The following is a 23582-nucleotide window of genomic DNA, read 5'->3' on the forward strand; positions in this document are numbered from 1 at the left end:
TAGCTAAATCAGAATTTATAAGATATTCCAATTCCATTCGATGCCATTCCAATTTGCAGGTTTTGGATTAATTCTGTGCTACTGTTAGTATTCAGAATAGTGAATAAAGCCAGATCAAAAACGAAAAGGAATGCTCCTTGCAAAATCACGCTTTTGCCAAAGCCTTTCCATAATTCAGGATTATTATTCAGGTTTTTAGATCGCTCCAGCATCCATAATCCTGCTGCCATGTAACCAATATCCAAACCTGCATTGAACAGCAGCAATTTCTCCATTTTGGCTTGCTCACTTATACTTGCAGCCAAATCAAATGAAGCAGGATCAGCCGTAATAGCAGAATATAATCCAGAACCTGCTAATCCAAGATTTACAATGTTCCAATAAATATTCATCTGATGAAAATGCTTTTGCGAACCTCCTGTATTTCCCAGCGCAATTCCGCTCACAGCCATATTCCCTACTGCCCAAGCACCCAGAGTGTACATTCCAGTTTTGGTGATTTTAAGTCTGTTTTCGTTAAAACCCTTCAGCTCACTTTGAGCAAAAAGTGAAAAACTCAACAAAAACATCACAGATAAAACTACTAGAAACTTTTTCACATGAATAAATTCAATGCACTTAAATCAACCACCACATAATTGTTGTATGCAAACCAAAGCAACCTCAACCCAAACACAAAAAGTGCTAGACCCACAATTTTGTTCAAAATCAGGATTAACCGACTAGTAATAAGGCTCCGTAGCTTGTGCGCCAAATACGATTTCCCGATATCAACAATAAATACTGTTGACAATAAAGTGATGAAAAAAATGAATTTATGCTCTTGTCCAAACCCTCTGTCGATAGACACAAAACTGACCATTCCTACCCAAAAAAGCAGAACAAAAGGATTGATACCATTCAAAAAAACACCTTTTAAGAACTGGTTAATTACTAGTGACTTCCCAATTCGTACTTGCTTGATACCTTTCTTGGCAATTGGCTTAAAAAAATTGTAAACCCCAAAAGCTAGCATAATTACGCCTCCTACAAATCCTAGGTAAAAGGAAAAACGCGGGTGGTCGATCAAGCCACGTAGACTAAAATTGGTGAGCCATACATAAAAAGCATCGCTAAGCAAAATACCAACAGCCATGATTACTCCAGCTATAAAACCTTTTTCCACGCTGCTTTGGATAAGCGAGAAAAACACTGGGCCGATCATCACCGATAGTAATAAGCCAAACAATATTCCGCTTATTACTACTTCCATTTATCCGCCAAAAAGGCATTCCAATCTTCCAAAATCTGTTTTTTCAGCACTCTCGGAAACTTACTCTGACCACCAACTTTTCCACGCTGTTTCATGAAATCATAAAAAGTCTGCGTTGGCAATAGGGTTACAAATACCTCTTTCAAAGCTGCATTTCTTTCAACGGCATAGTCGTCATTCAATTCCTTCAAATATAGATCGAGGCGATCCCGAAGCTGATCTGCATTTACCACATCGTCGCATGCCAAATACCAATGATGTGCAAAAAGTGAATCGTAAGGCACGCCAGCTACGGTAAATTCTCGTATCGAAATATCAAATTCCTCAGCCAGCATTTCTACTGCTTTAGTCATATTATCCACAGACAGATGCTCTCCACAAAGACTTAAAAAATGTTTGGTTCGACCTGTAATTACTATCTCACTTTCATATTTATTAACGAATCGAATAGTATCACCAATTAAATACCGCCATGCTCCTGCACAAGTGCTTATAAGCAAAGCATATTCTTGTTGTTCATCAATTTCGTGAATCATGTAAGTTTCTGGATCTGCAACTAGCTGCCCATCATCGTCGAAATTGCGGGAAGTAAAAGGGACAAACTCGTAAAAAATACCATTGTTGAGTACAAGTCGCATCGATTTACGATCAGGTAATGCTTGAAAAGCGATGAAACCCTCCGATGCCAGATAGGTTTCAATGTATGTAATCGGTCGGCCAAGAAGCTTATCAAAACTCTTCCTGTAAGGCTCTAAGCTTACTCCACCATGTACATATACTTCTAAATTTGGCCAAATTTCATGGATATTATCCACCTCATAGTGCTTAATGATTTTCTCCATCAAGATCTGAATCCAAGCCGGAACACCCATCAGGTAACCGATGTCCCAATCTTTAGCTTTTAGTACTATTTCATTGAGTTTCAAATCCCAATCTTTGGTTCGAGCTATACGTTGACCAGGCTTGTAAAAAAAGTGCAACCAAAATGGCAATTGCCCAGTGGTAATTCCACTTAAATCACCTTCAAAGTAGGTTCCATGCCTATTTAACTCAGTGCTGCCACCAAGCATTAACATCCCTTTCTCATAGGTTTTTGCTGGCAAATCAAATTTCGATAAGCTTAAAATTTGCCTTACACCCGTTCGCTGAATGGCTTTCATCATAGAGCGAGTTACAGGAATATATTTAGAAGTTGCTTCTGAAGTGCCGGAACTGAGCGCAAAGTATTTAACTTGTCCGGGCCAGCATACATTTTTTTCATCCTCCCGCGTTTTGTGCCACCATTCTTTAAAGATCGTACTATAATCATAAGTTGGTACTTTCTCTTTGAAATTCTCATAAAACATTTCTTGCTTGGTATTTCGAAAAGATTTGAGAATTTCTGAAAAGGAATATCGCTGTCCAAATTGCGTTCGACGTGCCTTAATCATCAATTTTCTGAGGGTAGATTTTTGCAAATCAAACGGTGTGGAAAATTCCTGCTGAATACTATCTCTCAGCCTGATTCCCTTTTTCAGTAAGTTTCCGATTATGACCATTTTTTAATTCATTTTTGTTGATATCCCAACGAGAGGCATACTATTTTTGTCTAAATTAGACCATTCTCAAACAATTATAAAGAAACTCGTTTATTTCTATCTATGACAGACATTAAGAAAGCATTAAAAATATATTATGATAAACTTGCATCGAAAGGTGCCAAACTAATTGCTGTTTCCAAAACACATCCTGCTCAAATGGTCGAGGAGGCTTATAAAGCAGGGCAAATTGATTTTGGTGAGAACAAGGTTCAAGAATTAGTAGAAAAAGCTGAGCAATTGCCAAAGGATATTCAATGGCATTTGATTGGGCATTTGCAGAGAAATAAAGTAAAATATATTGCGCCATTTATTCATCTAATTCACTCTATAGACAGTTTCAAATTGTTGCGGGAGGTTGAAAAAGAAGCTAAAAAAGCTGGAAGAATTATTCCATGCTTGCTACAAGTACATATAGCTAAGGAAAGCTCCAAATTTGGCTTCGACGAACAAGAGCTTATTGAAATGCTCAATAATGCTGAGTTTGCTGCACTCGAAAATGTGCGAATTGATGGGCTGATGGGAATGGCTACTTTTACCGAAGATGAGGATTTGATCCGAGATGAGTTTAAATCTCTCAAAAGTTTATCCCTTAAAATCGCCAGCGAATACAAACATATTCCGTTCCTTCAAATGAAGGAGTTATCTATGGGAATGAGTAGCGATTATAGCATCGCAATTGAAGAAGGAAGCACCATGGTAAGAATAGGAAGTGCAATTTTTGGCGAAAGGGATTACGGAGTATGAACGAAACATCAAAGCCCATTTCATTTGTATCCATAGGCTGTGTAATGATAGCCATTGGTGTAGCTCTCGGCGCATTTGGAACACATGGATTGGAAGAAATGCTAACACGGACAGGACGAGTAGACACTTTTGAAACGGCTGTCAAATACCACTTTTACAATAGTTTGGGCATTATTTTAATTGGAGTAATGTGCAAAATGCACCCTGGCGCATTCAAGCGCTCGGGCTGGCTTATTTTGATTGGCACCATCATATTTTCAGGCTCACTTTACTTCTTGTGTTTTACGGGCATTACTATATTAGGAGCTGTCACTCCCATTGGAGGAGTATTATTGATAATTGGGTGGTTATTTGCCGCCAAAGACGCCTTTAAGAACTTTTAGGAAAACCCTTTTCTCCTTCCTCGAAAAACTCTTCTGGAAAGCCCAAAAGATAGAGATTTTCAGTCGCTCGAGTGATTCCGGTGTATAGCCATCTCAGAAATTCAAGATCTGGCGCTTCTCCCTTTTTGTAGAAGCCCGGTTCCAAGAAAATATTTTTCCATTGCCCTCCTTGCGATTTGTGGCAAGTAAGTGCGTAGGCAAATTTCACTTGCAGCGCATTCAAGTTAATATCCTTTTTGAGACTCTGCTTTTGATCGGCTTTGCGTGGCAAGTCCAAATATTCTAGGCGAACGGAATCCGCTAATTTCTTCATGTCTTCTGCGGGCATGGATGGACCAGAACAGTGAAGTGAATCTAAAATCACTCTCACATCAAAAGGTGGTAAATCCGGATAATCGACCAATTGCACAAGCAAATCGGCAAACCGAAATCCATGCTCCTCCACCTCCCGCTTTATTTTTCTAACTTCTACAAAGTCTCCATTGGCAATGAAGCCTGCATTCGAATCATCGGGTAAAAAAAGATAATTGTTTTTCACCACCATCAGCATATCCCCAGCTTCTAATTCATTTTCTCTAAAGAATATATTGCGACGGATATACTCATTATAATTATTCGCTCGGTAATTTGCACCAGTGATGATAATACAATCTTCTGCACCATTTTCCCTGTAAGTATCTCTGAGCAACTCTTCCAATTGACTTCCGTCTACTTGCTTGATATCGGGATAGCCTTCTAAGCTTAGCATTGGCTCCACTTTTTTGCCCATAATCCAAGCTCGCACGCGGGTAGCATTATACAAGATACCCGATTCCATTTGCTGTCTCATTACTTTAGTAAGCGCAACTTCGAGCACGTTTAATCGATAGTGATTACGCAATGAATTCGCATCCAGTGCAGGGCTCTTTACTTTACCAACAGGTGGCAGCTGGGCAACATCACCGATAAGCACAAGTCTATTTCCTTCATTAGAGAATACATATTCGACTAGATCGCTGAGCAAACTTGGGAACCCATCGTCACTTATCATGGATGCCTCATCGACAAAAAATACAGTGTTGGTCATAGCATTTTTTTGCAATCGGAAATCCAAATTACCTCTGCCGTCATCCTTAGGGCTATAAATAAAACGGTGGATGGTGAATGCTTTGAATCCAGAATAAGAAGCCAATACTTTAGCTGCCCTTCCAGTAGGTGCTACTAATGCAAATTTGCGCTTATAGGTATGCAGGGAATGAATAAGCGTGCTGACAACAGTAGTTTTTCCTGTTCCGGCATAGCCACGAATTAGAAAGGTCGTTTTATTGGACGCATCACTATGCAAGAATTTTTCAAATTGCTCGAATAGGTATTGCTGACCTTCAGTGGGTTCGAAAGGAAAATGACTTAGAAATGTGTCCTTCAGACTCATTATCAAATAATTGCCATAGTTGCAGTGGCTTTGGCTATCAATATTGTACTATCACCCTCGATTGAGTAAACTTCTGATTCACAGAAATATAATTTCGAACCACGCTTCAGAACTGTGCCGATGGCATGCAATTGCTTGCCCATTCCCGGGTTCAAATAAGATATTTTCAACTCCACGGTAACAATGTTTTGGTAATCCTCAGCCATTGTATAAGCTGCAAAGCCAGCTACAATATCCGCCACCGTTGCCGTAACTCCACCATGCACCATTCCATGCTGCTGGGTATGGATTTGCTCCAAATCTAACCTACCTTCTACCAATCCATATTCAATCTTATCGAGCCTAAACTTCATCAACTTCATGAAATGCTGCTTCTCTAGGAAACCAATTATCCGTTCCTTGTTCACTTGCTGAGTAGTATTTGCTATTTGTGATTCCATGATTCAAAGTTAGGAATTTAAAGACCTAAAATAAATTCTTTTAGATTGCCGTTCAGCACGTATTTTTAGCAATTAAAAAAATAATTAGGTGAAGAAAATAATTGAAAATACATTTGGGAATCGGTTACGGGTAAGAGTCTGTGGATTGTTGGTAGAGGAAGGAAAAATCCTGCTGATAAAGTATGAAGGACTAGGAGAAGAAGGCTATCTTTGGGCACCGCCAGGCGGGGGAATGGAGTATGGAAGTAGTGCCGAAGAAAATTTGAAAAGAGAATTTAGAGAGGAAACGGGATTGGATATAGATGTAAATCAATACCTTTTCACTCATGAATATTTAAATAAACCACTACACGCTATAGAGCACTTCTTCATGGTAAGCAGAAGAGGAGGGAGGTTAAAGCTTGGTTCCGATCCAGAAATGGAAGAAGCCAATCAAATAATAAAAGAACTAAAATTCATGAACGACAACGATATTCGTAGTGAAAGTTTAGGTCGCTTACACAAAATGTTTGAAGTAGAACCAAACCCAAATAAAATTGGCCAATTGAAAGGATGTTTCATTTTATCGAATAAATCCCTAAAATAGAGGCCGAATTGACCTTGAAATCCTTTTAAAAATACTTATTATTGCGTAAACCTTAAACAAATGAACTTAACTAAAATACTTTCTATCGTTTTCCTGCTAGTAGCAATAGGAACAGGGTACTACCTTGTAAACAGTGTGAAATCTGATATCGACTTCGATGCTGAGCTAAGAAGAACTGAATCTCAAATAGTTGAAAAACTAAAATTGATTCGTGATGCTCAAATTGCTTATAGAGGCGGTAATGGAAAATATGCTTCCGATTGGGATTCGCTTATTTCTTTTGTAGATACTGGTAAGATATACATCGTCCAAAGAAGAGAAGAAATTAAACTTCTTGCCTATGGCGCAGAAGAAACTACCACAATTCTTGACACAATTGGTTCTGTGTCAGTAATGGATTCATTATTTAGCCCATCCAAAGTGCCAAACTTCAATTTACAGAGATTGCCATACAAACCTGGAACTGATGTGAAATTTGAAATATTTGCTGGCAAGATTGAACGTTCAGGTCAAATGGTAGATGTTTTCGAAATAAGAGATCCAAACCCAATGAACCCGGCAAGGAGAAGAAATGATAATGAAAGAGCACTTCGCGTAGGTTCTAAAACTGACGTAACTACCACAGGTAACTGGGAGTAATATTTAAAAATGATAAACGAGGAGGACACGTACCAAAATTTGGTGATCAAGGATGATGTACTTGATGTGAACCTCCTGAGCCAATACCACTTAAGTATTGGAATAAGTGAAAATGAAATAGAGATAGGCATCGTTGATAGCGAAAATCATCGATGCCTTTTCTTTGAACTCATAACTATTACACAAAATATAAGCAGGGAAGCTTATTTTGATTCCTTAGGGAAAATATTTGATCAGCATCCATTATTGCCAGCAGGTTTTTGGGGAAGCATTTCAGTATTCGTAAAAAATCAGCACTTCAGCCTAGTTCCACATGAATTTTTCAGCAAAACTAAAAGTGTGGATTGGCTTTGCATGGCAACCGGGCAAGTGGAGCCTGATGGAGAAATTCTCTCCCATTACCACAAAAATCTAGATTGCCATTTAGTATATTCTATTCCAGACGATATCAAGGAATGGTTCTCACACAAATATCCAAACCTTAAGGTTCAATTTCTACATCAAATATCTGTTTTACTTGAAGGATTCTTAAGACAAAAACCATCAGGGAAAAATGCTGTAGCATTTGCTCATATCGATGGAGATTGGCTTAGCTTGGTCATTTTCGAAGGGAAAAATCTCCTTTTGTGTAATCGTTTCAAAATCTATGAACCTTCGGATTTCGCCAAATATATTGGAATTGCCTTCCAAGAATTCTCACTAAATTTAGAAAGTGATCAGTTGATAGTATATGGCAACTTCGAGAAAGATGCCTCTGCACTCAATCAGCTAAACAGGTATTTCCAATATGTGCATTTAGGTAAGCGTCCTTGGAAGCTATATTTTGGCTATATGTTCGACGATCTAGAAGAGTATAAATACTTTGAAACCTTCTGTACTTGGTTCTGCAAATGACAAAGCGCATCGCACTTTTTCCAGGTTCCTTCGACCCATTCACCAATGGACATCATGACATTGTTATGAGAGGATTAAACCTTTTCGATCACATAATTGTGGCAATAGGATACAACTCTCAAAAGCAGCGCTATTTTGATGTCGACTTAATGGTAAAACTCATTTCCGAGACATTCGAGAATACAAAACAAGTTTCTGTAATCGTATACAATGAATTAACAGCTGAGCTTGCCAAAAAGCATAAGGCCAAATATGTGCTGAGAGGTTTACGAAACACAACAGATTTCGAATACGAGAATACAATTGCTCAGGTAAACCATCATTTGAACCCAGAAATGGAAACTGTTTTTCTAATTACTACGCCCGAATTTGCAGGGATTAGTTCTACTATTATTCGTGAAGTACACAGATACAAAGGTGATGTAAGCAAATTCTTGCCTTACAAGCTTGAAGTCTGAGAAAGCTTATCCTTTTCTAGCTTTGTATATTGACTAAATACCTGCCTTATAGTAGCATATGAATTGTAAAGAGCTGTCTTCCAGTCATGATGCTCCATCCATCTCACATCTGTAATTGCTTCTTCCAGTTGTGGCGCAAGCTCCGAATCATCAAGCGATGCCATTTTGTACCAATAGGTTTTTTTCAGCGTATGCTTTCCGTTGCGCATGTAAGTATGCCATGTAGAGCCAATTTTCTCAATTACCTCCACTTTGATATTACACTCTTCTTCTACCTCCCGCTTAGCTCCATCAATAGGTGATTCTCCCTTTTCTAATTTACCTTTTGGTAAATCCCACTTTTTCAATCTGTAAATCATCAGGATTTTGCCATCTTTTTCTACTAAACCTCCTGCTGCTTTTACAACTGTAAAGCGTTTTTTGAGATAATGACTAGCCGACTCAGGATCATTTACGATAACAGTAATTGCTTCTACCTTCTTGTAATTCCGCGCTTTCAATTGCTCCATCAAATTAAAAATCTGATCAGCAGTTGGGAATCTAAGAAGAATTTCGCCTTGCCATTTTGAAGGATGCACGCCATCTTTAGTTGCATCGACTAATTGATCGAATGTACTTAGTGGCAGGTTAAGTTTGCCATCACGCACAATAGTCAATGGTTTGTCATTGATGAAAAGCTTCATGTACCTTGTATTTTGAATCCGCTGAATACAAAGCAATCAAAAATAAACTAACATCAAAAGAGAATTCCTCGCTTTCACAAAAAGATTTTAAATTCGCATCATGATTCAAATTCTAGATAAAGAAATAGCCGAAAAAGTAGCTGCACTCTTACTTGATGCCAAAGCCATCAAATTAAGTCCCGATAAACCTTTTACTTGGGCTTCAGGATGGAAGTCACCCATCTATTGTGATAATCGTGTAGCTCTCTCCTATCCTACTACACGTAGCTATATCAAAGAACAACTGGCAAGGGCAATTCGCAAACACTTTGTAGATGTAGATTTGATTGCTGGTGTTGCTACTGCAGGGATTCCACAAGGAGCTTTGGTGGCTGATTTATTAGAGTTACCGTTTGCTTATGTTCGCTCCAAACCCAAAGGCCATGGTATGGAAAATCTGATTGAAGGAAAAGTAACTGCAGGCCAAAAAGTGGTAATTGTAGAAGATCTAATTTCTACTGGAGGCAGCTCATTGAAAGCTGCCGAAGCGCTTGTCCAAGCAGACTGCACGGTATTGGGCATGGTGGCTATATTCACTTATGGGTTTGCTATGGCTGAAGATAATTTCAAAAAACAGAATATAGAATTGGTGGTGTTATCAGACTATTCTCATTTACTTGAAAAGGCTGTAAAAGATAAAATAATAAAAGAAACTGAATTGGAATTGTTGAATAATTGGAGAAAAGCTCCAAGCGAATGGGGTCAATAGCAATTGAACTTCAAAATTGAAACATGGTAGAAGCGGGAGGTAAATTTCTTTCTCCTCCTTTTATATAGTTTCCCATGATTCCAAACTGAATAATCACTTTTATTAAAAGTATGACTGAAGAATCCTTTTTTTACGGTGAGCTCAAAGATTTTCTAGAAGAGAAGGTGATTCAATACAATCATCCCAGTTTCATTGAGAGCGATCCTATTTCAATTCCTCATTTATTTAGCTCCAAAGAAGATAGAGAGATAGCAGGTTTTTTGGCCGCAACGATTTCATGGGGTAATCGCAAATCCATAATCCAAAATGCTCGAAAAATGCTGAATTGGATGGATAATGCTCCTTTCGATTTTATAATAAACCACACTGAAGCAGATTTAGATAAAATTGAAGGTGTAGTTCACCGAACTTTCAATTCAGATGATTTGCGGCTATTTATTAGATCACTGCAAAATATTTATGCAAATTATGGTGGGCTGGAAGCAGTATTTGGTGCAAACCTAAAAGATGAATCTACTCAGCCAGCAATTAATGTCTTTCGGCAAATATTTTTCTCAATTCCGCATTTACCTCGTAGCACCAAGCACGTAAGCGATCCATTCAATGGCTCATCAGCTAAAAGAATAAATATGTACTTAAGATGGATGGTGCGGAATGATCGCAAAGGAGTAGATTTTGGAATTTGGCAATCTATTCCTCCCTCCTATTTATCCTGTCCCTTGGATATACACTCAGGTAATGTCGCTCGTAAATTGGGCTTGTTAAGCCGAAAACAAAATGATGCAAAAGCAGTGAAAGAATTAGACAAAAGCTTGCGATTATTCGACCCAATAGATCCTACAAAATACGACTTTGCCTTGTTTGGACTTGGCGTCTTCGAAAAGTATTGATGGCTTAAACAAATTTAAGGAGCAACCCACTTTCAAATCCGCCCAAACAAAAAAGGCCTATGATTTACTCACAGACCTTCCTAATTTTATATTACATTTCCTATTCGATGTAAGAAAGATCAACCAAAAACTTTTTATCGATAGCGTTCAATCGCTCATAAGCAGATTGAGACAGCTTGATGACAATTTTATCATTCTCACCTGTAGGCGGCAACTTACCGATGACTCTCACAAATATTGAGATATTGTTCATCGGGTTGGTAACTTGAATAATAGTGCCTACCGGAGCTGATTTGTGTAATGCAAGAAACTTGGCAGACTCACCGGTTCCTGTAATCACTTCCGCAATTCCCTTTTCAGAAACACGCATATTTTTACCAGTTTCATTTACAGGCACTCTACCGATTTCATAAGTAAATTCTTCTTCCTGAGGCATTGGAGTGGATATACTGCTCTGTTGATTTACAGTTGGAGTAGATCTGGTATCTGCGACCAACTCAGATGGCGGTGCAGCTACTACGATGGATTGACCAATTCCAATATTGTCATTTTTCAGTCCATTCCATCTGCGAATGTCGGCTACATTTACACCATACTTTCTGCTTATACTAAATATGGTTTCTGCTGGACCAACCTTATGAACTCTATTTACTGGAATTTCTGCTGTAACCACTCGTTCACTTTTTGGAGTGAAGGGTTTATTGTATGGGACTTTCAATATCTGTCCAAAACGTAAACCCTGATCTGCACCTGGATTGAGTTGGATAATATCGTACATAGTGCTTTCGTATTGCTTGGCTATCGAAAAAAGTGTTTCCTTTTCGCCAACCTTATAATGAACCAGCACTTTGCCATCTTTCATTTCATAACCAACAGAATCAGCTTGATGCGCTTGGATTCCATTCGCTGCAAAAATTGCAATGGAGAGAAGTAAAAATTTTAACCTTTTCATAATTGAGCATTAACTGAGTTGATAACCTTTAACCTTGACCTTTTCTTGAACAACAATTACATCCTTTTCTAAAACAAAAAAACTTGATTGCGCAGGGAGTTTAAGTTCCTTTTCCATTAGCTCCAACAAAATACAATCGCCTTTCTCGTTCCAAACCCCTATAAAGTTACTAAATCCCTTCTTATCAGCCACATAATATGACAAAAGCATTTTACCTCCCGCTTCCACATAGTCAACGACCAATCGAGCTTTCACATTGAGTTCAATCAAAATAAATTCTGCAATCTTATCAAAATCATCTGTACCTTCCTGAAATTGAGTAGGTTCAACGAAATCATTATTTCTACAAACAAAACTATATTGTTCAACTTCTTGCTTTCCAGAAGCTAAATTAAACTCAACATTTTCAACCGAATCATCTGCTTTTGAAATTGCTTCTAGCCTATTTTCATCATGTTGCTGATATATGAGGCCATCTTTCGACCAAAGTAATTGGCCATTTTGCCAATGGTAGACATATAAATTTCTGTCTTCCGTGTTGAGTGGATCATTCATTTTTTCTAGAATCAGATGCTTTTCAGATAGGCCAGCAATCGTAATCCACCATGAAAATGCCATCTGATTGGCAAAAGAATGAAGCTCACCTCTGGAATCAATTTTGAAGAAATACACCTTTTTACTTTGATGATTTCTCACCTCAATACCAATGCTGCCATCTGTTGTGGAAAGACAAGTCTTCCAAACATCGCCAGGTAATTTGTGTTGAAACTTTAATGTGAGCTGTGCTGTCAAGAAATAAATTGATTACTTTCACAAAAGTAAGGAATAGGACAAGGCTTAAAAGCCAAAAGCAAAATGAATAAATATTTAAACCCATTATTTCTCATTCTTTTTATTGGTTTTGTTTTTCCTCAACTCGTACATGCGCAAGTTTCGGGAAAGGCTTCAAAGATTTTCGTGATGAAAATCGACGATAATATAGATCCTAGAATGAACCGCTATGTGAAAATGGCACTTCAAAATGCTAAGGAAATTGAGGCAGAATTGATAATAATTGAAATGGATACCTATGGCGGCGCTGTAAATGATGCCGACGATATCCGCACGATGATTTTGGAGTTGGATATTCCCATTTATGTTTATATCAACAAAGATGCGGCCTCCGCAGGTGCATTAATTTCCATTGCGTGCGATAGCATTTATATGGCTCCAGGCGCTTCGATTGGTGCTGCCACTGTGGTAACAATGGACGGAGCAGCTGCACCAGACAAATACCAGTCTTACTTCAGATCCACCATGCGATCGACTGCCGAAGCAAAAGGCCGAGATCCTCGAATTGCGGAAGCAATGGTAGATGAATCTATTGAAATTGAAGGCATTACTAAAGAAGGCGAAGTAATTACCTTCTCTACTTCCGAAGCAATTGTAAATAATTATTGTGAAGGTGAAGTTTCAGGAATTGCTGAAATCATCAAGGTATCGGGCTTTACAGACTATCAAATTTTTGAATATGAGAAAAGCTTTGTCGAGTCAATTATTTCACTCTTCTTAAATCCATTCGTTTCTGGGATTCTGATTTTGGTAATTTTAGGGGGGCTGTATTTTGAGCTACAAACTCCAGGGGTTGGTTTTCCTCTATTGGCAGCAGCACTAGCTTTGATACTCTATTTCATCCCATTGTATCTGAATGGATTAGCCCAATATTGGGAAATTGTTGTTTTTGTGATTGGAGTAGTTTTATTGCTTTTGGAAATATTCGTTTTCCCAGGCTTTGGCATTGCAGGTATTAGTGGAGGCATTTTGATCGTTGGCTCCCTTACGCTAATGATGATTGGCAATGATAATTTAGATTTCACCTTTGTACCCGCTGAGAAAATTATCAGAGCGGCAATAATTACACTGAGCGCATTCCTTTCTGCTATTTTACTGCTATTTGTAGGTGGTGTCCGTCTAACGAATAGTCAGGTCTTCAAACGAGTGGCCTTAGTTAGTACACAAAGACATGAGGAAGGTTATTCCTCCAAATTTGTAGAGGAAGTGCTAATAGATAAAATTGGTATTGCTCAGACTATCCTCAGGCCTAGCGGAAGAGTTGAAATTGACGGTAATTTGTACGATGCAGCTACGAGAGGAGAATATATTGTAGCAGGCACCAAGATAATTGTAGTAGATGATTCAGGTAATTATTTGAAAGTAAAAGAATATAAAGAAGGATGAAAATTGCCTGTATAATTCCAGCTAGATATGCGTCCACCCGCTTTCCTGGAAAACCACTCGCTATGCTTGGAGCCAAGCCAATGATTCAACACGTATATGAAAAATCGCGGGAGGTAAAAGTCTTTGACTTCGTAGCAGTTGCTACAGATTCACAATTGATTTATGATGTAGTAATGTCTTTTGGGGGCAAAGCTATTTTCACTAGCGAACATCACCAAAGCGGCACAGACAGAATTGCCGAAGCTGTAATTAATGCTGAACTTAAAAACTTCGATTACATTGTAAATGTGCAAGGAGACGAGCCGTTGATTGAGCCGGCTCAAATCGAAGAGCTCATTCAATTGCTCGATGGCAAAACTGAAATAGCCACATTGGTAAAGCAAATCAGCAAGCAGGAAGATCTTTTCAATCCAAATGTGGTGAAGGCCGTTGTCGCATCTAATCAATCAGCATTATATTTTAGTCGACATCCGATTCCTTATTTGAGAGGAGTTGAAGAAAAAGATTGGCTGAGTAAAGAAATGCATTTTAAGCATATTGGAATGTATGCCTACAAAAGAGAGGTGTTGATGGCGATAAGTAAATTGAGTCCTAGTCCACTCGAAAATGCAGAATCACTTGAACAATTGCGATGGCTAGAAAACGGTTTTCAAATCAAAGCTGCTCAAACTGCTTTTGAATCAATTGGAATTGATACGCCAGAGGATCTATTAAAAGCTATTGAAAGGATTTCTAAAGGCTGAGAACCTTCGTTTCAATGAAATTCAAATACTTTATCTTTTATTTTGGTAAGATTTGGTCATCGTAATGATCAATTGTTATGGTTTCCGGTCATTATACTGACTATTTATTATGATTTTGGATAATACCAAGCATCAGAGGAACATGCGACATTCATGCTCTAGGCGTGTCAAGATTCGGAGGAACACCTGGGATGAGTGCTTCAGCAGTTGAGAAATTATTGGAGGCTAAGATTCTATTTTCCAACGGAAGGATTGTTCATCATATTCGTTTGAGCCATTTAAAAATTCTCGTTCGATGTAGGTAACCTCACCATTGTGGCTTACCAGCAAGACAGTGGTCATGCGTGTACCATAATCGGGTGATTCTATAAACATAGCCGATAGCTTTCTCTCCCAATCCTTCTCTACCCCTGTATTCGGCAATAAATGATCAGCTGCTAAGGATTTATTACTGAGTATTTCAAAAAGCTCTTCAGGTTTCGAATTTGCATTTTCGATCCAAGTTGCTAAATCTGCTTTTCCCTTTTGGACTTTGGGCCAGTTGGTATTCAACAAATGATTGCTCAAGCCATGAACGCCAGAATCAATTTTAGAGATATTTTCAACTTTGTTGGAGTAATAAAACAACTCCTGACTATTGCCTACCAGTACATTGTAAGGAGCGAACAATTTATCCTCCCGCGATTTTTCTATCAGATATTGCTGCGGATCGTAGCCATTAGCTAGAAAATCCAATGGAAGCACTCCTCTACTTTTCACTTTATTCGGCTCTAATGGTAATTCTCTATAATTTGTAACAGCCGAAAATCTACCACTTTTACTTATACCCATCCAAGTGCCCCCAGCTTTTAAATCTTTGCCAGCAAGTATATGAGGATGCTCTTGCCAGAAATGGGCTCTTTTGGTTGGTCGCTCATAGAATTCATCTCGATTTCCTGCTAAAATCAAGGAGTATTTAGGATGTGCATTGAGAGCAAATAAAATTAAACACATTATAAAGCCTAATTAAACTTGACCGTAAAGTTTCAATACAGAACCTGCCAAACCTTTGCCGCTTTGTTCAGCTGCAAAATATATGGCATCTGCAATTTCTTCTGGTTTTACCCATTTTGAGAAATCCGAATCGGGCATTCCTTCTCTATTCTCAGGCGTATCGATAATGCTGGGAACCACAACGTTTGCTGCCACTCCATGAGTGTTGGTTCCTACATTCACAATTTCAGCCAGATGAAACAATATTCCCTTCGATAGTGCATAGGCAACAGCACCCTCGCCATCAGTGGGCTGCAAAGCCGGCCGTGCTCCAATTAAGGTTACATTACCTCCACCATGCTCCTTCATCAAAGCAAAAAGTGGCTGCAGAATATTATATGCTGTAAGTACATTGAGCTTGATCATCTTTTCTAATTGCTCTGATGTAGTTTTCTCTAAGGAGTTCATAGAAAAACCACCAACTAATAATACGGCAGAGTGTATCGGCTGTTCGGCCCAGATTTTTCGCACCAACTTGGCTGATTTGTAAGGATCCATCAAATCAGCTGGAATTACCTCAGGTTTAACTTTAGCTATATTTTCTAATTTTTTCACTTGATCTGGCTTGCCTTCTTCTGCAAGAGCTACAACCGACCATTTTTCATTTAAGAACTTTTTGGTAACCGCCATTCCTAAATTTCCGGCTGCCCCGCTGATGATTACTCGATTTTTCATAAAATATCTTTTCTATTTCTATTAATTGTATATACATCAAATATAACGACAAATATTTTTCTAAGTTCCTTTGGAAATAAAACGAAGAATTAAATACTTTACCTAAATAATTAAGATCATGAAAAAATCAATCCTCTTTGCAGCCTTTTTTGCTGTAGTACTTGCTGCTTGTAATTCTTCAGAAGAAGTGAAAAGTGAAGAAAGTAATTTGCCTACTAATTGGAAACTCGAAATAGTAGATTCGGTACAAATTGATTATTTGGGAAATTTGCTTTTGATAGATATCACTACCGAATGGAATAGGATGGTGTTTTATGACAATACTAGAAATACTTTGGTTGCTTCCGATTTAGAAGGAAATATAATCACTGAAATTTCAAAAACTCCTGATGAGCCAGGCGGGTGGAATGCTACCGGCCCAATGGGAGCTAGCTATATCAGCGCAAATGAAATTGCCGTGCAAGACAGAGCGAGAATCAACATACTAAACGAATCGGGAGAATTTCAACGCAGTATCGAGAATCCATTTCAGTGGCTTCCTGGAATTCAGTTTGTTGGCTTTAGAGGCATTCAATATGGTGCAGCTGGTGATAGCTCATACTTGGTAATGCATGCTCCTGGCCGAGCTAGATTCCAGTTTTTTCAAGCCAACTATTACGAGAATAGGAATGCACTTGAAAGGATCAATTTAGCCACTGGCGAATATTTGCCTATAGCTAAATTTGAGGAAAATAGCCTTTTCAAAAATGGAATGCACCATGATATTGGAATGGACTTTCCATTCTTTTCAATCTCAGGAGACATCATTTACTTCATTTATCGGGTGGACAATGAAATTTTGGCTTATTCGCTAGAAACTGGTGAATTGATTAATAGATGGAAAACCGAACCAGAGAATTACTTTAAATTACCAGAAGGCTATCCTTATGATGCAATGCCTGAAGTAACTGATTTTCAAGAAAGAGTGAAGTGGGTAGGCATTGAAGGGATCAATAATGGCTTGGTGAGCTTTGACAATATTGTGATTAATACATACACTGAAGGAGTTTCTCCAATAAGTCAAGATGACTATAAGCTACTGGAAGTTGATGAAGCACGAAATTTTAGAAATACTTATTACCAATTGTTTATAGATAGCAAGAAGATTGGAGAGCTCCCATCTGATCCAAAAATAAATCGACTCTTTTCTGCACATGGCAAAGATCAAATTTATGCTACTCAAAATATTTCATTTCTTGGATACGAACCTGATATGATTACAATTTATAGATTAGCCCTAAAACTAGACTAGTAATCGCAAACTATCGCAATCAATTAAAAATAATACCATTCACGTAAAATCAAAGACTAGGATTAAGTATACTCCTTTTTCTCTGGATTAAATCTGATTTACAAGTATCTTGTTACCAAATAATGAATTGGTATTTTTAGAGAATGGATATTACACTTAATATTTTTTCGATTATCCTATATGTAGCAGGTTGCTTCGCTAGTATAATTTCCATAATTATCTTTTTCAGGTCTGGTCATGCTGTAAGAACCTTTGCCATTATGATGGCAGTGGTTTCCTTTTGGGCATTAGCTTATGCTTCTGAATTATCCAGTAGCACGCTCAAAAACATGCTTTTTTGGGTGAAAATTGAATATTTGGGTGTGGCTCTAATTCCTAGTTTGTGGTTGTTGTTTTGTATCCAATTTACGGGGAAAGAGAAATATCTAAGTCGGTTAGGGAAATTCCTAATATTCCTTTTTCCTATAATCACATTAATGATGGTGTTGACGAACGAGTATCATCATCTATACTATTCTCATACAGAGGTTGACTCCTCCGGCCCATTCCCATTATTAGCCATTGAAGTTGGACCCTGGTATGTTTTTCATTTTATGATGTTCTACATATACCTAGTGATAGGTATGGTATTGCTTGTTCAAAGTTATCGCAAGGCCTCAAAAATTTTCAAAAGACAGTTAGCCTTAATTATGTCTTCAGCCATATTTCCTTGGCTAGTCAATATCATCTACATGTATGGTTGGAGACCTTTGGAACATTTAGACTTAACTCCTTATGCATTTTTGGGGACATGTATTTTCATTAGTCTAGGCTTGATCCGCTTCAAGCTATTCGATGTGTTGCCTTATGCCCGTGAACAGATAATAGAGGTAATGTCTGCTGGTGTGCTCATTTTAGATAATGAATTCAACATATTGGATTTGAACCCTAGTATGCGCAAAATGCTTGAACCGTTCGAATCCTCTCCTATGGGAAAGTCCATATTCAATTTACTTGCTCCATTCCCTGAAATTTTAAATATCATTAGTAATAAGGAAGAGGCTGTTAGAAATATAACCTTAGAAGCAAATGGTCAAAAGAATCATCTTGAAGTTAGTTTAAAGCCAATATATGATGATAAACACCAATTTTCTGGTACTCTTTTAATTCACCGAAACATCACAAAACAGAAAGAGTTTGAGCAGAAACTGATAGAATCTGAAGATATTAATCGAGCGATTTTGGACAGCTCATCTGAGATCAACATTTTGATTAGCAAAGACTATAAAATAATATCCTTCAATAAAACAGCCTATAATATTATTAGCCGCTTGTTCAACCAACAATTAAAAATTGGTGAAAGTATATTAGATTTCACCATTTGCGAACCGAAAACCAAATTCAAATCCGACTTTGGTGAGGCACTAATTGGAAAACATATAAAGCAAGAGTCGGAAGTAACCTTCCCAAATGATGAAACACTATGGATTGAGGGACAACTATTCCCAGCATTATCGAGCGATGATTCATTGGTTGGAATTAGCATGGTAATAAATGATATTACCTCCCGCAAATTGCATGAGCAAGAGCTTCAAATAGCCAAAACGGAAGCAGAATCGGCCAACAAAGCCAAAAGTGAATTCTTGGCTAATATGAGTCATGAAATCCGCACACCTATGAATGCTATTCTAGGCTTTTCTGAAGTACTTTACGGCACAGAGGATGATCCACAAAAAAAAGAGAGCCTTGGTAATGTAATTGAAAGTGGAAAAACACTTTTGAGCCTAATCAACGATTTGCTTGATTTATCAAAAATCGAAGCTGGATTTTTGGGCATTCAAAATGAGGTTACCAACATAGAGTCGCTGGTAGATAATCTATTGTTAATGTTTAAGCCTTTGGCCAATAAAAAGGGCATTGAATTACAAAAATCCATTGCAGAAAATTGCCCTAAATTCCTTTGGGTTGATGAATTACGTTTCAAGCAAATAATCATTAATTTGATTGGTAATGCTATTAAATTCACCAATTCCGGTTTCGTTAAATATTCGCAAAAAATAGAAAATATGCGGGAGGATAGATGTGATCTAATCATATCTATCGAAGATTCTGGCATTGGCATTAATGAGGAAGATCAGGCAGTGATTTTTGAGTCCTTCCGTCAACTAAACACCCAATCGAAAAGAACTCAAGGTGGCACCGGTCTTGGCCTTACTATTACAAAAAGATTGTTACAATTAATGGACGGCAGCATTTCCTTGGAAAGTACCGTAGGCAAGGGAAGTATATTCACCATTCATATTCCAAATCTACGATTCAGCCATAAAGGAGAAGAAACTCCAGTAGCTTCTCAACCTGTTGCCATTCAATTAGAAAAGGGTAAAATTCTGGCAGTAGATGATGTGGAGATCAATTTGGCTCTAGTCCGCTTCTATTTAGGTAAACAAGACATAGAGCTTATAACCGCACATAATGGCAAAATTGCTGTGGAAAAAGCACTGGAACATGTGCCAGACGTAATTTTGATGGACTTAAGAATGCCTGAAATGAGCGGAATTGAAGCTAGAAAAATCATAAAGGAAAACCCTGCGACTAGTCATATTCCTATAATTGCATTTACAGCTTCCATCCTCGATTCAGAGGTAGAAAAAATCAAAATGGAGTTTGATGACTACTTAAGTAAGCCTGTAAATCAAAATGACATGCTGACTTCACTTGGCAAATTTATTGGCATTAAACCGATTCAGAGTCAAGAAAATTGAGTGTAATTATTCAAACTACATTAATCTCCTTTGGCCAATGCATTAAGCGCAGCATTCACTTTTTCGAAACCAAAGTTTGCTTTCACTTGATCGAAGGCATTTCTAATTTCTGCTGAACAAAGGTTCCCAATACTTCCTTCGTGACTATGCTTCACATTGCGGCTTGGGTTATATTCACCCTTCTCTATTGCCAAACCCACTTGAACATAAGCTTCTCTAAATGGAACGCCAGCTAGCACCAAGCGATTAACTTCCTCTACACTAAATAGGTATTTGAATTTATCGTCTACTAGTAAATTATCCTTCACTTCAATATGCTTGAGCATATAAGTGGACATTTGAATACAATCCTTCAATGACTGAATAGCTGGAAATACCATTTCCTTGATCTGCTGTAAATCGCGGTGATAACCTGAAGGTAAATTATTGGTAACCAAACCTATATCATTTGGCAAGGCTGATAATTGATTACATCTAGCTCTTATCAATTCAAATACATCTGGATTCTTCTTATGCGGCATTATGCTCGAACCTGTAGTGAGATGATCTGGGAATGAGATAAAGCTGAAATGTTGGTTGAGATAAAGCGTAATATCCATGGCCATTTTGCCTACTGTTTGCGCAATTGATGCCATTGCTTGCGCCAAGATCCTTTCCGTTTTTCCTCTTCCCATTTGGGCATAAACCACATTGTAATTCAATGACTCAAATCCTAACAGATCGGTAGTCATTTGGCGATTGAGTGGAAAAGAAGAACCATAACCTGCGGCAGAGCCAAGTGGATTTTTATTGCTCACCCGCCATGCTGCTTGCATTACTTCTAAGTCGTCGATAAGACTTTCGGCATAAGCTCCAAACCAAAGACCAAAGGAAGATGGCATGGCCAATTGCAAATGCGTATAGCCTGGTAATAATTTATCCTTATGTTGCTCGGATAGCGATACAAGGAGATTAAATAAATCCTCCACTTGCGCTACAATTTCTTGAATTTCGGAGCGGAAATAAAGTTTTAAATCCACCAAAACTTGGTCATTGCGAGAGCGGCCACTGTGAATTTTCTTTCCTACATCACCCAATCTTTGAGTAAGTAAACCTTCAACTTGAGAATGAACATCCTCTACGCCATCTTCAATGCTAAATCCTCCCGCTTCTATTTCGGTCAATATTTGGCGCAAACCTACTAATAATATTTCAAGCTCCTCTTTTTCTAGCAATCCAACACTTTCCAGCATAATGATATGAGCCATAGATCCAAGCACATCATATTGCGCCATTAGCAAATCCAATTCTCTATCCTGCCCCACAGTAAATCGATCTACTCGGCTGTCATTATCGTTTTCTTTTTGCCAGATTTTTTGAAGCTTACTCATAATAATTCGAAATAGAAATCACAAAACTTTATCTAATATACTGATATACAAATTTATACCTTCATAAAATTCGTCTACGAAAATAAATTCATCTGCTGTATGGCTTCGCGCAGAATCGCCAGGCCCCATTTTCAAGGAAGGTATATTCAACAATGCCTGATCCGAAGTGGTCGGACTACCATAGGTGTTTCTGTTCATTGCCAATCCAGCTTTTACAATCGGGTGAGAAGGGTCAATAAAGCTTGGTTTTAATCGAACAGAACGTGGAGTAACCTCAGCTTTTACAAAACTCCGAATGATCTCCAATGCAGCCTCATTACTGTATTTATCTGTAGTGCGTATATCCACTGTAAATCTACATTCGTCAGGAACTACATTGTGCTGCTTACCAGCTTCTATGACTGTGACAGACATTTTCACAGGTCCCAAATAATCCGAAATATCTGGGAAACTATAGGTTCGGAACCATTCGATATCAGGCATCGCTGCATAAATAGCGTTGATTCCCTCCTCGCGCGCGGCATGACCAGATTTACCTTTTGCAATACAGTCAAGTACCATCAATCCCTTCTCTGCGATAGCCATTTGCATCATAGTGGGTTCACCAATAATCGCAAACTCTACATTTTCAAAATTTGGATAAATTAACTCTATTCCATTTTTACCAGAGATTTCCTCTTCAGCCGTTCCAGCCCAAATGAGGTTGTATTTCAAATCCTTCTTTGGATAGAAATGCAAAAATGTAGCAAGCAAAGCTACCAAAGCACCTCCAGCATCATTACTTCCTAAGCCATAAAGCTTTCCGTCAGCTATTTCAGGTGAAAAAGGATCTTTAGTATAGCCTGCATTTGGCTTTACCGTATCATGATGCGAATTGAGTAAAATACTTGGTTTGTTAGGATCGAAATATTGATTTACCGCCCACACATTGTTGGCTTGGCGGGAGGGTTCAATTCCCTCCGATTTAAGAAATGATGCTAAAATATTGGCAGTTTCACCTTCCTCCTTGCTGAACGAAGGCGTTTTGATGAGGCTTTTTAATAGCTCTAGGTATTTGCTTAGCTCTTGCATTTATTTCTGTATCAAAGTTCCAGCATCGGATTGCAGCATATCTTCTGCTTGTAATATTCTGACACTGCTCACTCCCAATTGAATAGCTTCAAATGCATTTTCCAACTTTGGAATCATGCCATCAGCAATGATACCTGTTTCTTTTAAGTGATTATAGTTGGTAGAGTCAATTAACGGAATCAAGGAGTTTTCATCATTAATATCTGCCAACACTCCTTTTTTCTCAAAGCAGTACATCAATTCAACGTTATACATTTTGGACATTGCGATGGCTACAATGGAGGCGATGGTATCCGCATTGGTATTGAATATTTGGCCTTTCCCATCGTGAGTAATTGGTGAAAGTACCAAGGTATAATTTTGCTCCAAAAAATTGGAAATGGCTTTTGCATTTACACCTTCTATGGCCACATCGCCTACCAAGCCAAAATCCACATCTCTTACCGGCCTTTTATAAGCGGTGATACTATTTGCGTCAGCGCCTGTCAATCCAAGTGCATTGCAATTCAAACTTTGAAGCTTCGAAACGATACCTTTATTGACTAGGCCAGCATATACCATCGTTACCAATTCGATGGTTTCCGCATCGGTGATTCTTCTTCCATTATGCATTTTGGGCTCTATTCCTAGACGTTTGCCAAATTCGGAAGCAATTTTACCTCCACCATGCACCAAAATCTTGAGCCCATCTATTGCAGCGAAATCATTCAAAAAGCTTTGAAGCTTATCGCTATTATCAATAATATTTCCTCCGATTTTAATTACTTTCAATGATTGCATAG

At 38.2% G+C, this 23582-nt stretch carries 25 protein-coding genes; 12 read left to right on the plus strand and 13 right to left on the minus strand.

What is annotated here, in order from left to right:
- Positions 1 to 8 precede the first annotated feature (8 nt).
- The 3 genes from ACOXY8_RS11480 to ACOXY8_RS11490 are packed head-to-tail and all read right to left on the minus strand — an operon-like array spanning position 9 to position 2790.
- Positions 9 to 599 carry a DUF6992 family protein gene (locus ACOXY8_RS11480; RefSeq protein WP_458331737.1) on the minus strand — a complete coding sequence of 197 codons (591 nt, stop codon included), beginning with the start codon at positions 597 to 599 and terminating at the stop codon, positions 9 to 11.
- Positions 596 to 1252 carry a LysE family translocator gene (locus ACOXY8_RS11485; protein ID WP_458331738.1) on the minus strand — a complete coding sequence of 219 codons (657 nt, stop codon included), beginning with the start codon at positions 1250 to 1252 and terminating at the stop codon, positions 596 to 598. The genes ACOXY8_RS11480 and ACOXY8_RS11485 overlap by 4 nt, the downstream gene beginning before the upstream one ends.
- On the minus strand, positions 1243 to 2790 hold the full coding sequence (locus tag ACOXY8_RS11490; RefSeq protein ID WP_458331739.1) for a GH3 family domain-containing protein: 1548 nt from the start codon (positions 2788 to 2790) through the stop codon (positions 1243 to 1245). The genes ACOXY8_RS11485 and ACOXY8_RS11490 overlap by 10 nt, the downstream gene beginning before the upstream one ends.
- 102 nt (positions 2791 to 2892) lie before the next feature.
- On the opposite strand from ACOXY8_RS11490, the gene ACOXY8_RS11495 reads away from it, so the two are divergent.
- Positions 2893 to 3576 (plus strand): YggS family pyridoxal phosphate-dependent enzyme, encoded by a 684-nt coding sequence (locus ACOXY8_RS11495; protein WP_458331740.1) that lies wholly within the window; start codon positions 2893 to 2895, stop codon positions 3574 to 3576.
- Positions 3573 to 3959 (plus strand): DUF423 domain-containing protein, encoded by a 387-nt coding sequence (locus ACOXY8_RS11500; RefSeq protein WP_458331741.1) that lies wholly within the window; start codon positions 3573 to 3575, stop codon positions 3957 to 3959. The genes ACOXY8_RS11495 and ACOXY8_RS11500 overlap by 4 nt, the downstream gene beginning before the upstream one ends.
- Here the strand turns inward: ACOXY8_RS11500 and ACOXY8_RS11505 are convergent.
- Both ACOXY8_RS11505 and ACOXY8_RS11510 read right to left on the minus strand, forming a co-directional pair.
- A complete protein-coding gene (locus tag ACOXY8_RS11505) occupies positions 3946 to 5370 on the minus strand; it encodes an ATP-dependent DNA helicase (RefSeq protein WP_458331742.1) in 1425 nt (474 codons plus the stop codon). The two genes, ACOXY8_RS11500 and ACOXY8_RS11505, sit on opposite strands and share 14 nt — an antisense overlap.
- A gap of 2 nt (positions 5371 to 5372) precedes the next feature.
- Complete coding sequence (locus ACOXY8_RS11510; protein WP_458331743.1) at positions 5373 to 5810, minus strand: PaaI family thioesterase; 438 nt, start codon at positions 5808 to 5810, stop codon at positions 5373 to 5375.
- Between the two features lie 88 nt (positions 5811 to 5898).
- Between ACOXY8_RS11510 and ACOXY8_RS11515 the strand changes: the two genes are divergently transcribed.
- Genes ACOXY8_RS11515 through coaD form a run of 4 tightly spaced genes read left to right on the plus strand, consistent with a single transcriptional unit; the run spans position 5899 to position 8387 of the window.
- Complete coding sequence (locus ACOXY8_RS11515; protein WP_458331744.1) at positions 5899 to 6396, plus strand: NUDIX domain-containing protein; 498 nt, start codon at positions 5899 to 5901, stop codon at positions 6394 to 6396.
- A gap of 60 nt (positions 6397 to 6456) precedes the next feature.
- On the plus strand, positions 6457 to 7035 hold the full coding sequence (locus ACOXY8_RS11520; protein WP_458331745.1) for a hypothetical protein: 579 nt from the start codon (positions 6457 to 6459) through the stop codon (positions 7033 to 7035).
- A gap of 9 nt (positions 7036 to 7044) precedes the next feature.
- Positions 7045 to 7929: a DUF3822 family protein gene (locus tag ACOXY8_RS11525; RefSeq protein ID WP_458331746.1), complete on the plus strand. Its 885-nt coding sequence runs from the start codon at positions 7045 to 7047 to the stop codon at positions 7927 to 7929.
- On the plus strand, positions 7926 to 8387 hold the full coding sequence (coaD, locus tag ACOXY8_RS11530; RefSeq protein ID WP_458331747.1) for a pantetheine-phosphate adenylyltransferase: 462 nt from the start codon (positions 7926 to 7928) through the stop codon (positions 8385 to 8387). Before ACOXY8_RS11525 ends, coaD begins: the two co-directional genes overlap by 4 nt.
- On the opposite strand, the gene ACOXY8_RS11535 is transcribed toward coaD, so the two are convergent.
- Positions 8369 to 9070, minus strand: coding sequence for an NUDIX hydrolase (locus tag ACOXY8_RS11535; protein WP_458331748.1), 702 nt, complete (start codon positions 9068 to 9070; stop codon positions 8369 to 8371). The genes coaD and ACOXY8_RS11535 overlap by 19 nt on opposite strands.
- Positions 9071 to 9173: 103 nt before the next feature.
- Between ACOXY8_RS11535 and pyrE the strand changes: the two genes are divergently transcribed.
- Both pyrE and ACOXY8_RS11545 read left to right on the plus strand, forming a co-directional pair.
- Positions 9174 to 9818, plus strand: a complete 645-nt coding sequence (gene pyrE, locus ACOXY8_RS11540; RefSeq protein WP_458331774.1) for an orotate phosphoribosyltransferase — start codon at positions 9174 to 9176, stop codon at positions 9816 to 9818.
- 110 nt (positions 9819 to 9928) lie between these two features.
- Positions 9929 to 10708 carry a TIGR02757 family protein gene (locus ACOXY8_RS11545; RefSeq protein WP_458331749.1) on the plus strand — a complete coding sequence of 260 codons (780 nt, stop codon included), beginning with the start codon at positions 9929 to 9931 and terminating at the stop codon, positions 10706 to 10708.
- A 100-nt stretch (positions 10709 to 10808) separates the two neighbouring features.
- Here ACOXY8_RS11545 and ACOXY8_RS11550 read toward each other — a convergent pair whose 3' ends face one another.
- Together ACOXY8_RS11550 and ACOXY8_RS11555 are read right to left on the minus strand one after the other, a co-directional pair.
- On the minus strand, positions 10809 to 11660 hold the full coding sequence (locus tag ACOXY8_RS11550) for a LysM peptidoglycan-binding domain-containing protein (RefSeq protein WP_458331750.1): 852 nt from the start codon (positions 11658 to 11660) through the stop codon (positions 10809 to 10811).
- Between the two features lie 9 nt (positions 11661 to 11669).
- A complete protein-coding gene (locus tag ACOXY8_RS11555; RefSeq protein ID WP_458331751.1) occupies positions 11670 to 12452 on the minus strand; it encodes a DUF4905 domain-containing protein in 783 nt (260 codons plus the stop codon).
- 63 nt (positions 12453 to 12515) lie between these two features.
- On the opposite strand from ACOXY8_RS11555, the gene ACOXY8_RS11560 reads away from it, so the two are divergent.
- Positions 12516 to 13877, plus strand: a complete 1362-nt coding sequence (locus ACOXY8_RS11560; protein WP_458331752.1) for an NfeD family protein — start codon at positions 12516 to 12518, stop codon at positions 13875 to 13877.
- The gene (kdsB, locus tag ACOXY8_RS11565; protein ID WP_458331753.1) at positions 13874 to 14620 is read left to right on the plus strand and encodes a 3-deoxy-manno-octulosonate cytidylyltransferase; all 747 of its coding nucleotides are present in this window, start codon (positions 13874 to 13876) and stop codon (positions 14618 to 14620) included. The genes ACOXY8_RS11560 and kdsB overlap by 4 nt, the downstream gene beginning before the upstream one ends.
- Before the next feature lie 225 nt (positions 14621 to 14845).
- On the opposite strand, the gene ACOXY8_RS11570 is transcribed toward kdsB, so the two are convergent.
- A complete protein-coding gene (locus ACOXY8_RS11570; protein WP_458331754.1) occupies positions 14846 to 15613 on the minus strand; it encodes an NRDE family protein in 768 nt (255 codons plus the stop codon).
- Between the two features lie 12 nt (positions 15614 to 15625).
- Positions 15626 to 16327, minus strand: coding sequence for an SDR family NAD(P)-dependent oxidoreductase (locus tag ACOXY8_RS11575; protein ID WP_458331755.1), 702 nt, complete (start codon positions 16325 to 16327; stop codon positions 15626 to 15628).
- A 118-nt stretch (positions 16328 to 16445) separates the two neighbouring features.
- Here ACOXY8_RS11575 and ACOXY8_RS11580 point away from each other — a divergent pair, with 118 nt between their 5' ends.
- Positions 16446 to 17618, plus strand: a complete 1173-nt coding sequence (locus ACOXY8_RS11580; protein ID WP_458331756.1) for a hypothetical protein — start codon at positions 16446 to 16448, stop codon at positions 17616 to 17618.
- Positions 17619 to 17761: 143 nt separating this feature from the next.
- Complete coding sequence (locus ACOXY8_RS11585; protein WP_458331757.1) at positions 17762 to 20359, plus strand: histidine kinase N-terminal 7TM domain-containing protein; 2598 nt, start codon at positions 17762 to 17764, stop codon at positions 20357 to 20359.
- A gap of 20 nt (positions 20360 to 20379) precedes the next feature.
- On the opposite strand, the gene argH is transcribed toward ACOXY8_RS11585, so the two are convergent.
- From argH to argB, 3 genes are read right to left on the minus strand one after another with little or no spacing between them, the layout of a single operon-like run.
- Positions 20380 to 21729 (minus strand): argininosuccinate lyase, encoded by a 1350-nt coding sequence (gene argH, locus ACOXY8_RS11590; RefSeq protein WP_458331758.1) that lies wholly within the window; start codon positions 21727 to 21729, stop codon positions 20380 to 20382.
- An 18-nt stretch (positions 21730 to 21747) separates the two neighbouring features.
- Positions 21748 to 22800: a M20 family metallo-hydrolase gene (locus ACOXY8_RS11595; protein WP_458331759.1), complete on the minus strand. Its 1053-nt coding sequence runs from the start codon at positions 22798 to 22800 to the stop codon at positions 21748 to 21750.
- On the minus strand, positions 22801 to 23580 hold the full coding sequence (gene argB, locus ACOXY8_RS11600) for an acetylglutamate kinase (RefSeq protein WP_458331760.1): 780 nt from the start codon (positions 23578 to 23580) through the stop codon (positions 22801 to 22803).
- Positions 23581 to 23582: the final 2 nt, after the last annotated feature.

Origin of the sequence: Peijinzhouia sedimentorum, assembly GCF_049340005.1 — a bacterium.
Taxonomy (GTDB): Bacteria; Bacteroidota; Bacteroidia; order Cytophagales; family Cyclobacteriaceae; genus CAXBDP01.

Bases quoted from the DNA above. Each gene is read 5' to 3' on its own strand.
- argB (WP_458331760.1), bottom strand. From the start codon at position 23,580: ATGCAATCATTGAAAGTAATTAAAATCGGAGGAAATATTATTGATAAT.
- ACOXY8_RS11510 (WP_458331743.1), bottom strand. From the start codon at position 5,810: ATGGAATCACAAATAGCAAATACTACTCAGCAAGTGAACAAGGAACGG.
- ACOXY8_RS11570 (WP_458331754.1), bottom strand. From the start codon at position 15,613: ATGTGTTTAATTTTATTTGCTCTCAATGCACATCCTAAATACTCCTTG.
- ACOXY8_RS11585 (WP_458331757.1), top strand. From the start codon at position 17,762: ATGGATATTACACTTAATATTTTTTCGATTATCCTATATGTAGCAGGT.
- ACOXY8_RS11545 (WP_458331749.1), top strand. From the start codon at position 9,929: ATGACTGAAGAATCCTTTTTTTACGGTGAGCTCAAAGATTTTCTAGAA.
- coaD (WP_458331747.1), top strand. From the start codon at position 7,926: ATGACAAAGCGCATCGCACTTTTTCCAGGTTCCTTCGACCCATTCACC.
- ACOXY8_RS11580 (WP_458331756.1), top strand. From the start codon at position 16,446: ATGAAAAAATCAATCCTCTTTGCAGCCTTTTTTGCTGTAGTACTTGCT.
- ACOXY8_RS11485 (WP_458331738.1), bottom strand. From the start codon at position 1,252: ATGGAAGTAGTAATAAGCGGAATATTGTTTGGCTTATTACTATCGGTG.
- ACOXY8_RS11595 (WP_458331759.1), bottom strand. From the start codon at position 22,800: ATGCAAGAGCTAAGCAAATACCTAGAGCTATTAAAAAGCCTCATCAAA.
- ACOXY8_RS11520 (WP_458331745.1), top strand. From the start codon at position 6,457: ATGAACTTAACTAAAATACTTTCTATCGTTTTCCTGCTAGTAGCAATA.
- ACOXY8_RS11505 (WP_458331742.1), bottom strand. From the start codon at position 5,370: ATGAGTCTGAAGGACACATTTCTAAGTCATTTTCCTTTCGAACCCACT.
- argH (WP_458331758.1), bottom strand. From the start codon at position 21,729: ATGAGTAAGCTTCAAAAAATCTGGCAAAAAGAAAACGATAATGACAGC.
- ACOXY8_RS11550 (WP_458331750.1), bottom strand. From the start codon at position 11,660: ATGAAAAGGTTAAAATTTTTACTTCTCTCCATTGCAATTTTTGCAGCG.
- ACOXY8_RS11535 (WP_458331748.1), bottom strand. From the start codon at position 9,070: ATGAAGCTTTTCATCAATGACAAACCATTGACTATTGTGCGTGATGGC.
- ACOXY8_RS11490 (WP_458331739.1), bottom strand. From the start codon at position 2,790: ATGGTCATAATCGGAAACTTACTGAAAAAGGGAATCAGGCTGAGAGAT.
- kdsB (WP_458331753.1), top strand. From the start codon at position 13,874: ATGAAAATTGCCTGTATAATTCCAGCTAGATATGCGTCCACCCGCTTT.
- ACOXY8_RS11525 (WP_458331746.1), top strand. From the start codon at position 7,045: ATGATAAACGAGGAGGACACGTACCAAAATTTGGTGATCAAGGATGAT.
- ACOXY8_RS11495 (WP_458331740.1), top strand. From the start codon at position 2,893: ATGACAGACATTAAGAAAGCATTAAAAATATATTATGATAAACTTGCA.
- ACOXY8_RS11560 (WP_458331752.1), top strand. From the start codon at position 12,516: ATGAATAAATATTTAAACCCATTATTTCTCATTCTTTTTATTGGTTTT.
- ACOXY8_RS11575 (WP_458331755.1), bottom strand. From the start codon at position 16,327: ATGAAAAATCGAGTAATCATCAGCGGGGCAGCCGGAAATTTAGGAATG.
- ACOXY8_RS11500 (WP_458331741.1), top strand. From the start codon at position 3,573: ATGAACGAAACATCAAAGCCCATTTCATTTGTATCCATAGGCTGTGTA.